The organism is Allobosea sp. BH3, from assembly GCF_025499465.1.
Taxonomy (GTDB): Bacteria; Pseudomonadota; Alphaproteobacteria; order Rhizobiales; family Beijerinckiaceae; genus Allobosea.
The window spans coordinates 127,474-139,498 of record NZ_JAIMCA010000004.1; the positions used below are offsets into that span (position 1 = coordinate 127,474).

The window sequence follows — 12,025 nt, forward strand, 5'->3', positions numbered from 1 at the left end:
TTCACATATGGCGCAGGCCGATATCCTTGATCAGCGGCACGAGTTCGTCGCGGGCTCCGACGCGATGCGCCCGCGCCTCCAGCTGAGCCTGCGCGACATCGCCGGCCCGGATCGCGGCCAGTATCCGGCGATGTGATGCGGCCGCCCCCGACGGGCGCGAACGAAGCTTCAGCGTCAGCATGCGTGCGCGGTGGGCCTGGTCGGTCACGGTCTGCGCAACGCGCCTGAGCCGCCCATTGCCGCAGCGCTCGACGAGCAGCCTGTGGAAGCGATCGTCGGCATCCGCCCAGCGCCGCAGATCGTCCTGCGCCAGAGCTGCGTCCATCTCGGCGTTTGCCGCCTCCAGCTCGTCCGAGGCCGCTATCCGCTCCGGCTCGGGCAATGCGGCCAGCAGTTCGGCCGCCATCGCCTCGATCGCGATCAGAACCTCGTAGATCTCGCGAATATCCTCGGGCGCCAGCGGACAGATCAGCACGCCGCGCTTGGCAAGCACGCGCACCAGCCCGTCCTCCTGCAGGCGAATGATCGCCTCATGCACGGGAGTGCGGCTCATGCCGAGCCTTACGGCGATTTCCTGCTCGGAGCCCTGATAGCCCGGCGGGAAGGCGGTGTTGCGAATCGCCTCCTTGAGCGCGGCATAGGCTTCGTCGACCAGCGACGGCCGCCTGCCCTCCTGCTCCTGATGATCCTTGCGCGCCAGTTCCACCATGTTGGCGATTGAGCATGACGCCACCTTCCATGCAAGCACGAATGCATCATTGACAGTCGCTTCATATGCGGCAAGCATCAAGCATCCAAACTTCCATGGAAGCTAATGGACAAGGCTCGCAAAGAGCCCTCGACCGGGAGAGGAAACATGAAGCGATTGCTGCTCACGCTGGGTCTCGGGCTCTGCGCGCTGGCGCCCGCCATGGCGCAGACCGACTATCCGACGAAATCGATCACGCTGGTCGTGCCGTTCGCGGCCGGCGGCACCACCGACATCGTCGCCAGGCTGATGGCCGACCATATGGGCCGCACGCTCGGCCAGTCCCTTGTCGTCGAGAACATCGCCGGCGCCGGCGGAACCACCGGCGCCAATCGCGTCGCAAGAGCGACGCCTGACGGCTACACGCTGCTGATGGGCAATCTCGGCACCCAGGCGGCCAGCGTCGGGCTCTATCCGAAGCTCTCCTACGATCCGCGCACCGATTTCGAGCCGATCATGAACTCGGCCTCGACGCCAATGCTCGTCGTCGCGAAGAAGGACCTTCCGGTGAAGGATTTCCGGGAGTTCGTCGCCTATCTCAAGGAGAACGCCGCCAAGCTGAACTACGGCTCCGGCGGCGTCGGATCGACCTCCCACCTGACCTGCCTGTTTCTCGATTCCCTGCTGGGGGTGAAGCCGCAGCATGTCCCCTTCCGCGGTTCGGGCCCGGCGCTCAACGCGCTGCTCGGCGGGCAGGTCGACTATGTCTGCGACCAGACGGTCGCGATCGTCCCGACCGTCCAGGCCAAGGAAGGCAAGGGTCTGGTCGTCGCGGTGCAGAACCGTCTGCCCGTCATCCCCGACGTCCCGACCTCTGCCGAGCAGGGACTGCCGCAGTTCCAGGCCACCGGCTGGAACGCGATGTTCGCGCCCAAGGGCACTCCAAAGGGCATCGTCGACAAGCTCAACGCCGCGGCCCGCGCCGCGCTGAAGGACCCGGCGACGCGCAAGCGACTGCTCGATCTCGGCGCCGAGCTTCCCGACGATGCCGGCCAGACCCCTGCCGCGCTCGGAGAGCTGGTTCGCAGCGAAATCGACAAATGGGTGCCAGTGATCCGCAACGCGGGCGTCACGGTCCAGTGAGGAACCGACGGCGCCGGAGTTGGTCCGGCGCCGCGGCAATCGAAACGGAAAGATTGCGAGAAACATCATGCGTACACACCGGATCGCCGCGATCGGCGGCGATGGAATCGGCCCGGAAGTCATCGCGGCAGGCCTGCAGGCCCTGGAGGTCTGCGCCGAACGCGACGGCGGGTTCGCGCTGGAGGTCGAATCCTTCGACTGGGGTTCGGGCTACTACCGCAAGCACGGCGTCATGATGCCCGCCGATGGCGCCGACAAATTGCGCGCCTTCGACGCCATCTTCTTCGGCGCCGTCGGTGCGCCCGACATCCCGGACCATCTGACGCTCTGGGGCCTCAGGCTCGCCATCTGCCAGCCGCTCGACCAATACGCCAACATCCGGCCGACGCGCATCCTGCCCGGCATCGTCAGCCCGCTCCGCCATGTCTCGGGGCCGGAACTGGATTGGGTCATCGTCCGCGAAAACTCGGAGGGCGAGTATTCCGGCGTCGGCGGGCGCGTCCACAAGGGCCTGCCGGAGGAAGTTGCGACCGATGTCGCGATGTTCACGCGTGCCGGCGTGACACGGATCATCCGCCATGCCTTCCGGATCGCGCAGTCGCGGCCCCGGAAGCTGCTGACGGTCGTGACCAAGTCGAACGCTCAGCGCCACGGCATGGTAATGTGGGACGAGATCGCGGCGGAGGTCGCACAGGAATTCCCGGACGTGACCTGGGACAAGATGCTGGTCGACGCGATGACCATGCGCATGACGCTGAAGCCGGAGACGCTCGACACCATCGTCGCAACCAATCTCCATGCCGACATCCTGTCGGACCTTGCCGCAGCGCTGGCCGGCTCGCTCGGCATCGCGCCGACAGCGAATCTCAACCCGGAGCGCACGACGCCTTCCATGTTCGAGCCGATCCACGGCTCGGCCTTCGACATCACCGGCAAGGGGATCGCCAATCCGGTCGCAACCTTCTGGACCGGCGCGATGATGCTCGAGCATCTCGGCGAGCCGAAGGCCGCTGCCAGGTTGATGCGCGCCGTCGAGCGTGTGACCGGAAATCCGGAGCTGCACACGCCGGATCTCGGCGGCAAAGCCACAACGCATCAGGTGACGAAAGCCGTCTGCGAGGCACTGCGAGGCGACAATATCTGATCGGCCCGCCTCGGACCGGATCAGCCCCAGCGCCGGAACACGACGCTGGCATTCACCCCGCCGAAGCCGAAGCCGTTGGAGATGGCATAGTCCGTCTCCAGCTTCCGCCTCTCGGGGCCGACGATATCGAGGCCTTCCGCCGCCTCGTCCGGATTAGCGAGATTGAGCGTCGGCGGCGCGGTCTGGTCACGCAGCGCCAGCACCGTGAAGACTGCCTCCAGCCCGCCGGCCGCGCCAAGCAGATGGCCGGTCGAGGCCTTGGTCGCGCTAATCGCGATGCCGCCCGCGGTTCCGAATACGGCCTTGATCGCGGCGAGCTCGCCGCGGTCCCCGACAGGGGTCGAGGTCGAATGCGCGTTGAGATGACCGACATCGCTCGGCGCGAGCCCCGCTTGCTTCAGCGCAGCCTCCATCGCCCGCCTCGCGCCCGAGCCATCCTCCGGCCCTGCCGTGATGTGATAGGCGTCTGCGCTCGTGCCGTAGCCGACCAGCTCAGCGATGGGCTTCGCCCCGCGCGCCTCAGCATGCTCCAGCGTCTCGATCACGAGCAGGCCCGCCCCCTCGCCCATGACGAAGCCGTCGCGATCCCGGTCGAAGGGGCGCGAGGCCTGCTCGGGCGTTTCGTTGAAGCCCGTCGACAGCGCCCGCGCCGCAGCGAAACCGCCGAGGGCGACGAGATCAATGCAGGCCTCGGCACCGCCGCAGAGCGCGATATCGGCCTCCCCTGCCCGGATCATCCGCGCCGCATCGCCGATGGCCTGCACGCCGGCCGCGCAAGCCGTCACCGGCGCGCCCATCGGCCCCTTGAGGCCATGCTCGATCGAGACGTGGCCCGCCGCCAGATTGACGAGGAAGGACGGGATCGTGAAGGGCGAGAGGCGGCGGACGCCGCGCGCATCGCTCGTCCGAACCGCCTCGGCAATGGCGGGAAAGCCGCCGATGCCGGAGGCGATCACCGTTGCCGTCCGCTCCTGCTCGGCTTCGCTCGCCGGGTGCCAGCCCGCCTGCTCCAGCGCCTCCTTGGCCGCGACCAGCGCAAACTGGATGAAGCGGTCCATCTTGCGCTGATCCTTCGGCGCAATGACCGCGTCCGGATCGAAGCCGCCCTCGCTATCCGCGCCCTTCGCGGGCACGCTCCCGGCGACCTTGGCCGGCAACGTCTCCGCGATGGCTTCGGGCAGCCGGCTCAGGCCCGAGCGCCCGGCCAGCAGCCGCGCCCAGGCTGTTTCGGTTCCGCAGCCGAGCGGCGACACCACGCCGAGGCCTGTCACGACGATACGACGCATGAAACAACCTATCCGTTGGAAGAGGGAATCGGGCGCAGCGCAGCGACCATCGCCAGCCTCTCGCGCATCTGCGGGCTTGCCTGCGGACCGGCGACGGCCATGGCCGTATCGGCATCGATCGGCTGCAGGCTTGCCGAATCGACCAGGACCGGATCGAGCGCACGCCCGGAGCTGCGGTCCGCCAGCAGCAGCGCCGGGCCGTCCTTGGCGAAGTGGCGGTTGCCCCATCCGACCATCGCTGCGATGACCGGAAAGAAGTCCCGCCCCTTCTCGGTCAGCACATATTCGTGACGGGCCGGGCGCGTGCTGTAGAGCCGCCGCTCGAAGATGCCGCTGTCCGTCAGATGCTTCAGGCGCCGCGCCAGCATGTTCGGCGCGATCCCCAGGCTGCGCTGGAATTGCTCGAAGCGCGTGAAGCCCTGCATGGCGTCACGCAGGATGAGAATGCTCCACCATTCGCCGACCGTCTCGACCGTGGCGGCGCAGGGACATTCCGGAAGCGGGCCGAGCTTGAACTGCATGGGGCACGGTTATGCCAGTAACTATCATTTTGCAAGCGACATCATGTCCGCGATCCCAAGCATGACTCAAGCCGAATTATCCGCTAAGGCGGCAGCCATCCCGAAAGCCGCCCGCCTCAGATGCTCTTCAATTCCTTCGTCTTCCTGCTCGCTTTCCTGCCGCTGTCGCTCGCGCTGCACTGGCTGGCGGAGCGCTTCGCGCCGAGCTGGCGACTGCCGGTTCTGGTGGCGCTCTCCTTTGCCTTTTACGGCTGGTGGGATTGGCGCTTCCTGCCGCTGCTCGCGCTCTCGATCGGCCTCAACTGGCTGATCGCGGAAGCCTTCCAGAAGACAAAATCCAGCGGGCTCATCACGCTCGCCATCGTGCTCAATCTCGCCGTGCTGGCGATGTTCAAGTACTTCAACTTCTTCGCCGATCTCGCTGGGATGATTCCGGGATTGCCGGCGCCGAAATTCGACATCGCCCTGCCGCTCGGCATCTCCTTCTTCACCTTCCACCACATCATGTACCTGACGGATCTCAGGCGCGGGCAGGCTCCGCGCTACGATCTGGTCCGTTACGCACTCTACATTGCCTTCTTCCCGCAGGTGCTCGCCGGCCCGCTGGTGCGCTGGCGCGAGATCATGCACCAGCTCGACGAGCGGCCCTATCAGCGGCCGGACGCGGCCGAGCGCTTCGCGCGCGGCCTGCTGCTGCTGACCGCCGGCCTCGCCAAGAAGGTGCTGATCGGCGATCCGCTGGCCGAATACGCAAACCCGGTCTTCGCCGCCGCTGCGGCCGGCAAGGTCATCAGCCTGGCCGAGGCCTGGCAGGCGACGCTCGCCTTCACCTTCCAGATCTATTTCGACTTCTCCGGCTACACCGACATGGCGCTGGGCCTCGCTTTGCTCTTCGGCGTCGTGCTGCCGCAGAACTTCGAGGCGCCCTATCGCTCGCTCTCGATCCAGGATTTCTGGCGGCGCTGGCACATGACGCTGTCGCGCTTCCTGCGCGACTATCTGTACATCCCCCTCGGCGGCTCGCGCGCCGGCCTGCCCACGCAGGTCTGGGCTCTGTTCGCCACCATGGCGCTCGGCGGCCTCTGGCATGGCGCGGGCCTGACCTTCGTCGCCTGGGGCGTGGCACATGGGCTGGCGCTGATCGCCGCCCTGTTCTGGCGCCGCGCCGGCTGGCCGATGCCGGCCCCGCTCGGCTGGCTCCTGACCTTCCTCTTCGTGATGGCCTGCTGGGTCCTGTTCCGCGCCACGAGCTTCGAGGCGGCGCTCGCCATCTACAAGGGGCTCATCGGCCTCGGGCCTATCGGCAGCGGCTTCAAATGGCGCGCGCTCCTGCCGGCGGCCGCCTTCGCCATCATCGGCCCCACCGCCTGGAACCTCGTTCACAAGCTGCCGCCCGCGCGCTGGATCGCCGTGGTCGCGGGCCTGCTGTTCGTCATCATCCTCCTGAAGATCGGCGAAGACGCCAATTATGAGTTCATCTACTTCCAGTTCTGAGCCGGCCGGCAAGCCCGCTCTGGCGGCGAGCTGGAAGGGCTTCGTCACGACGCTGCTGGCGGCGGCGGCGTTGTCTTCGTTCGCCTTCATCGCCACCGCCTTCCTGCTCGACCCCTATGACAGCGGCCGCTCGCCGCTGCAGCTGAAGGACGGCGTGCGCCCGCAGGGCCCGCGCACGGCGCTGGCGAGCCGCGGGCGCGATCCGCAGTTCACCGGTGCGATCTTCGGTAATTCGCATATCCAGCTCATCTCGCCGGAAGAATTGCGGGCAAAGACCGGCATCCCCTTCGTCTCGCTGATCGCCCCCGCGACGCGGCCGAAGGAGACCCTGCTCACGATCGACTGGTTCCTGCGCCACCACCAGAAGACGCCGCCCAAGGCGATCGTCATCGGCGTCGACGATTTCTGGTGCACGCCGGACCCGGCGATGCCGAACGACAAGCCCTTCCCCTTCTGGCTGCTCAGCCGCAGCCTGCCGGAATATCTCGGCAAGCTGATGCGCTACGATCTGCTGGAGGAGATCCCGCGACGCATCGGCTATCTGGCCTCCTCCAGGGCCGAGCGCGCCCGGCCCGACGGCTACTGGGATTATGAGGCGGGCTACCACGACCAGGGTTACGCCACCCGGCCCGACCTGCGCGAGAAGCTCGAGAAGCCGATCGATTCGGGCGGCGGCAATGTCGACGGCCCCTACCCGGCCGCCGCCGCGCTGGAAGCGTTGATGAAATCGGCTCCACCCGAGACGAAGCTCATCCTCGTCCGGCCCCCGATCTATGTCGCGGGCCTGCCCAGGCCAGGCACGCCCGGCGGCGCGGCCGAAGCCGCCTGCCTCAAGGCATTTGCCGACCTCGCGAGCCGCCGGCCCCGCACGGCAATGGTGAACTGGCGCCTCGACCGGCCGGAACTGCGTGATTCGAATCTCTTCTTCGACCACACGCATTACCGCCTGCCCATCGCCCGGCTGATGGAGGCCGACATCGCCACCGCGATCCGGGCGCTGGATTAAGGCCGCTACCGCGAAAAGGCAGCAAAATCCGCCTTTTGGAACGCTCTTTCCGGCAAACTTGGCAAGAACCGGTTGAAGCCCTGTCGGAAGCGATTGTTCCGCTTGATGCGTATCGCTATAAGGGCGCCAACTCGGCTCACCCTCCCGCGGCATAGCTGATGGGCGCGTGAGCGGACAACGTAGAGAGCGCCCCCATGTCGAAGCAGATCATCCTCGATGCGGACTACAAGCCGAGCGATGACGAGCCGTTCATGAACGATCGTCAGCGCGAGTACTTCCGCGGCAAGCTCATCGCCTGGAAGGACGAGATTCTGAGGGAGGCGAAGGAGACCCTCGCCACTCTCCAGGCCGAGAGCGAGAACCACCCGGATATCGCCGACCGGGCCTCTTCCGAAACCGACCGCGCCATCGAACTGCGCGCCCGCGACCGCCAGCGCAAGCTGATCGCCAAGATCGACGCGGCCATCGCCCGGATCGACGATGCCTCCTACGGCTATTGCGAGGAAACCGGCGAGCCGATTTCGCTCAAGCGCCTGGAAGCCCGCCCGATCGCCACGCTTTCGCTCGAAGCCCAGGAGCGCCACGAGCGCAATGAGCGCGTGTTCCGGGACGATTGAGAGGCAGCCAACCGGCTACTTTTGTTTTTTGAAGGCCTCGCGCCACGGGCGCGGGGCCTTTTGCGTGAATGTGCCACCCGCCATCATGCTCGGGTTCGGCCCGGGCATCTTTGGCCGAGAAGCGCCGGAACCGCGGGAACCCCTCTCCCGCGCAGGAGAAGGATTCCCGGTTACCTAGACGCCTTCGACGATGCGGATGTCGCGCTCCGCGCCGCCGGCCAGCAAGGCCAGCGCCTCCTGATAGGCCGGGCTGTCATGCGTCGCCTTCGCCTGCTCGACGCTGTCGAACTCGATGACGACGGTGCGCTGCTGGAGCCCGGATTCGTAGACCAGCGCGGGCAATCCGCGCGCCAGGATGCGGCCGCCGCCGGCGACGATCGCCGGGCCGCTGAGCTTCGCATAAGCCGCGAGCGCATCGGCATTGCTGACCGAGCGATAGGTGCCGACCCAATAGGCCTTGGCCATCGTGCATCTCCTGCGTGGAACCATTCCTGCGGGCGATATTTTCACGATGGGATCGGCGGCGAAAGAGGCATGGTTGGTTTGAGCCTGCCCGCCCCTTGGGCCGATATTCGACATGGCGCGGAACGTCGCCTCTCGGCCCGTTGCCGACGCCTGGATCATCGCTTGCCGCGATCCGGACGACCCTGCATCATCGGCATATGGCAAAGTACCTCATTTCCTTTCCAAGCGAAGCGATGGCTCTCTCGGACGAGGAAATGCGCCTCGCGTCGGATGAGTCGCACGCGGTGATCGAGGAGGCGAAGGCGGCCGGTGTCTATGTGTTCGGCGGAGGCATCAACGAGGCGGTCGATCCGGCCCTGGTGAGCGCTGATGGATCGGTCTCGACGACCATCTATCCAGGCAGCCGTCTGACCGGCGGGTTCGCCGTGCTGGAAGTGCCCAGTCGTGAACTGGCAGTCGAATGGGCGAGGAAGCTCGCGGCGGCATGCCGCTGCGCCCAGGAACTGCGCGAGTTCGGCTACGATCCGGCGAGCTAGAGGCCATTTTCGCGGCCTGCGCCATGTGTCCGCTTCCGGCCCACAGCTGACGGCGGGATGGTCCGCTTTATGGCATCCCGCCTTGCTGCTCGTGCTCACCACCTGTAGCGAAGCGCGCCCTTGCCGCCGAGGCTGCGGCTGTTCTCGCCGAACTCGCCGTCGAAGGTGGCGGCGATGGAGAGGCCGTTCTTCAGGTCGAGCTCGGCAGTGGCGGTGGTGCGCAGCGCGTTGCGGTCAAGCGCCGCGCCGCTGACCAGGAAGGTCGCGCCCGGCAGCGACTGGAAGCTGGCAAGCGCGCCGGTCGCCGTCTCGAAGTTGTGCACCCAGGCGACGCCGCCCCGCAGCGAGAGCGGCAGCCCGCCGATGCTGACATTGGCGTCGGCCCGCAGGCCAAGCTCGCTGCGCGTCGTGGTGACGTCGCGCGAGGCGTATGACAGCGCGAACAGGCTGGGGCCCGCCAGCGCCCGCTCGGCATAGTCCGGCAGCGCGATCGCGGTGAACTGCGCCGCGACATAAGGCGTCAGCGCGGCCGGGCCGAGCGCGAAGCGGTGCCCAGCTTCCAGCTTGCCCGACCAGCTGTTGACGTCGAACTTGGCCTCCAGCCGCTCGCCGAGGACGCTGCGGTCGGTGGTGACGTCCTGCCAGCCATAGGCGAGGCCGGCCGAGAGATAGGCCTGGCCGAAATGCTGGCGCAGGAAGAGGCCGGCCTGGAACAGGTCGGACTTGCCGGAGCCGAGCCCATAGGTGTTGAAGCTGGTGGCGCCGCCGGCGAAGGCGAAGCCGGCGATGGTCGAGGGCGTCAGCTTGTAGTCGGCGCCGACGGCCGCGCCATAGACTCGGTTGGTGTTGGCGGCGGTGCCGGCGGATGCGTGCGCGCCGGTGAACTGCGCGCCGCCGAAGCCGCTGCCCCAGACACTCCAGCGCCAGAGATCGGGGTCGGCGGTCAGCGCGACCTTGCGTGTGGGCAGATCGGAGCCCTTGCCGGAAGCCGAGGAATAGGAGGCGAAGCCGGTCGGAGCCGCGCCGAGCGCGATGCCGCGGCCCTCCGGCGAGGGATCGACCAACGTGCCCATGAACTGGGTCATGGCGTCATGAGTGGCGGTCTGGGCGCCGGTCGCAGGCTCCCCCGAGGCTTGGGACAGCCCAGCCGGCGTCAGCGTACCGAAGGCCATCGGGATGCTGCCGGCCGCATCGAAGTATTTCGTCAGCGCGTGGGAGACGCGGCTCTGGTTGCGGTTCAGGCTCGCCGGGAGGAGTTCAAGATCGAGGTAGGCGTTGTTGGCGTCATAGCTCAAGACGGACTTGAAGCCTGCGGGCAAATTGGTGTCGACCTTGGTGCCGAAGGTCCCGCTGACGCCGCCGGCGGCGTTGAGGATCGTGTACTGCTTTGCGACATAGCTGCCGGCCGCGAAGCTCGCCGCGACCGTGGCTCCGCCGAGCGTAGCGGTGCCGCTGACATTGACCCTGTCGGCGCTTGAGGGCGAGACCTCGACCGCATAGGTCGAGGCGCTCGTGAAGGCGAGGTTGCCGGCGACATTGAGAACCCCAATCGAATTGCCGGGCGCCAGCATGCCGCCGTTGATCAGGGCCCCGCCGACCGTGCCGGTGCCGCCGAGCTCGCCGCCGGCATTAACGATCACGGAACCGGCGAGTGAGCCGTTTACCGCCAGCCGGCCGCCGGAGACCGTGGTCGCGCCCGAATAGGTGTTTGCGCCCGACAGCGTCAGCGTGCCCGTGCCGAGCTTGACCAGCGAGCCGCCCGCGCCGGAGATGATGCCGCTTACCTCGGTCGAGCGATCGTTCGAGCCGACCGTCAGTTCGTTGGCGCCGAGGAGATAGTTTCCGGCGCCTGCGATGGAGGCAGCGCTCAGCCTGCTGTCGCCGTTCGGGCCCGTGCTGAACGAGAAGTCGACTGTGCCCCCGGCGTTGTTGATCAGGGTGGCGTTGCCCGCCGTCGTGGTGTTCCGGAAAATTATTCTGTCGTTGTTGATGATTGTGGCGCTGCCCGCCGTGCTGCTGTTCCGGAATTCCACGGTGCCCGTGATGTTGGTAATGGCGGCGTTGCCCGCCGTGCTGCTGTCCCGGAATTCCACGGTGCCCGTGACGTTGGTAATGGCGGCGTTGCCCGCCGTGGCCGTAGCCGAGAACGCGATATAGCCGTCGCTGTTGAATGTGGCGCTGCCCGCCGTGCTGGAATCCGAGAAAAATATGCTACCACTGCTGGTAATGGTGGCGCTGCCCGCCGTGCTGGAATCCGAAAAAGATATGGCGCTACCGACTGTACTGTTGGTAATGGTGGCGCTGCCGGCTGTACTGTTGCTGGTGAAGCTTAGTCCGCTTGTGTTGTTGATGACCGAACTGCTTGCTGAGCTGCCGTCGTGGAAGATCATGGTAGAGTTGTTGGTAATGGTCGCGCGGTCGGCTGAGCTGGTATTCGAGAAATTCATAGTATTGGTGTTGATAATGGCCGCACTGCCGGCTGAGCTGGCATTAGTGAAGTACATATCATTGTCGTTGTTAATGGTCGCGCTGCCGCCATTGATCGTGATGCCAAATCCCGAGAAGCTCGTAAGCTGCTGGATATCGAACGTGTAGTTCGAGGCTCCGGCGCTGAACGTCCAGCCGCTGATGGTGCCGGGAAGGCCCAGCGTCAGCGCGGTGGTGTTCGAGGCGCCGAACGATGCCGTGCCGGCCGGCACGCTGCCTGAGCTCCAGTTGCCCCCGTCGTAGTAATTGCTCGATCCCGGATTGGCCAGCCAGGTCTGCGCCTGGGCCGGCCCGGTCGCCAGGGGCATCGATGCCAGCGCCAGAGCCGTCGAGGCCAGCAAGGCTGCTCGCAAGGGAGCACGCATCAGGCTGCGCAGGGAGGGGACGCCCGGCGCCGACGTCCAATGTGTTCCCGCCTCCAGAGCTCCCCGGCCCACAATGCAACGTGCGAAGAGAGCGGTGGAGCGCGTTAAGGCGCTGCGAAGGGGCGACGGCGTCGGCATAGGCAGGTCGGCAAGCATAGAGATAGTCAGCCCCGTCATCGGCGCCGTCGCGACGCTGCCCCTGAGTAAGCCATCACGGTTAACGATTCGGCAACGAACTCGGGGTTGCGCTCGGGCGAGGCTGTCGGGAATAGC

At 66.6% G+C, this 12,025-nt stretch carries 11 protein-coding genes; 6 read left to right on the top strand and 5 right to left on the bottom strand.

Annotated features, from left to right (window positions below; all coding sequences use genetic code 11):
* Nucleotide 1: 1 nt before the first annotated feature.
* Nucleotides 2–709, bottom strand: a complete 708-nt coding sequence (locus tag BoBH3_RS13440; RefSeq protein ID WP_262331935.1) for a GntR family transcriptional regulator — start codon at nt 707–709, stop codon at nt 2–4.
* Nucleotides 710–856: 147 nt separating this feature from the next.
* Between BoBH3_RS13440 and BoBH3_RS13445 the strand changes: the two genes are divergently transcribed.
* Entirely contained in the window at nt 857–1,831 is a 975-nt protein-coding gene (locus tag BoBH3_RS13445) for a tripartite tricarboxylate transporter substrate-binding protein (protein ID WP_262331329.1), read from the top strand.
* A gap of 67 nt (nt 1,832–1,898) precedes the next feature.
* Nucleotides 1,899–2,975, top strand: coding sequence for a tartrate dehydrogenase (locus tag BoBH3_RS13450; RefSeq protein WP_262331330.1), 1,077 nt, complete (start codon nt 1,899–1,901; stop codon nt 2,973–2,975).
* A 20-nt stretch (nt 2,976–2,995) separates the two neighbouring features.
* Here BoBH3_RS13450 and fabF read toward each other — a convergent pair whose 3' ends face one another.
* The gene (fabF, locus tag BoBH3_RS13455) at nt 2,996–4,261 is read right to left on the bottom strand and encodes a beta-ketoacyl-ACP synthase II (RefSeq protein WP_262331331.1); all 1,266 of its coding nucleotides are present in this window, start codon (nt 4,259–4,261) and stop codon (nt 2,996–2,998) included.
* 8 nt (nt 4,262–4,269) lie between these two features.
* Nucleotides 4,270–4,782 (bottom strand): winged helix-turn-helix transcriptional regulator, encoded by a 513-nt coding sequence (locus tag BoBH3_RS13460; protein ID WP_262331332.1) that lies wholly within the window; start codon nt 4,780–4,782, stop codon nt 4,270–4,272.
* Between the two features lie 120 nt (nt 4,783–4,902).
* Here BoBH3_RS13460 and BoBH3_RS13465 point away from each other — a divergent pair, with 120 nt between their 5' ends.
* The 3 genes from BoBH3_RS13465 (at nt 4,903) to dksA (ending at nt 7,899) form a co-directional block, all read left to right on the top strand.
* Nucleotides 4,903–6,276: an MBOAT family O-acyltransferase gene (locus tag BoBH3_RS13465; protein ID WP_262331333.1), complete on the top strand. Its 1,374-nt coding sequence runs from the start codon at nt 4,903–4,905 to the stop codon at nt 6,274–6,276.
* Entirely contained in the window at nt 6,251–7,282 is a 1,032-nt protein-coding gene (locus tag BoBH3_RS13470) for a hypothetical protein (RefSeq protein ID WP_262331334.1), read from the top strand. Before BoBH3_RS13465 ends, BoBH3_RS13470 begins: the two co-directional genes overlap by 26 nt.
* Nucleotides 7,283–7,476: 194 nt before the next feature.
* The gene (dksA, locus tag BoBH3_RS13475) at nt 7,477–7,899 is read left to right on the top strand and encodes an RNA polymerase-binding protein DksA (protein ID WP_262331335.1); all 423 of its coding nucleotides are present in this window, start codon (nt 7,477–7,479) and stop codon (nt 7,897–7,899) included.
* A gap of 174 nt (nt 7,900–8,073) precedes the next feature.
* Here dksA and BoBH3_RS13480 read toward each other — a convergent pair whose 3' ends face one another.
* Nucleotides 8,074–8,364, bottom strand: a complete 291-nt coding sequence (locus tag BoBH3_RS13480; protein WP_262331336.1) for a DUF1330 domain-containing protein — start codon at nt 8,362–8,364, stop codon at nt 8,074–8,076.
* A gap of 197 nt (nt 8,365–8,561) precedes the next feature.
* Between BoBH3_RS13480 and BoBH3_RS13485 the strand changes: the two genes are divergently transcribed.
* On the top strand, nt 8,562–8,900 hold the full coding sequence (locus BoBH3_RS13485) for a YciI family protein (protein ID WP_262331337.1): 339 nt from the start codon (nt 8,562–8,564) through the stop codon (nt 8,898–8,900).
* A gap of 95 nt (nt 8,901–8,995) precedes the next feature.
* Here BoBH3_RS13485 and BoBH3_RS13490 read toward each other — a convergent pair whose 3' ends face one another.
* Complete coding sequence (locus tag BoBH3_RS13490; RefSeq protein WP_262331338.1) at nt 8,996–11,728, bottom strand: autotransporter outer membrane beta-barrel domain-containing protein; 2,733 nt, start codon at nt 11,726–11,728, stop codon at nt 8,996–8,998.
* Nucleotides 11,729–12,025: the final 297 nt, after the last annotated feature.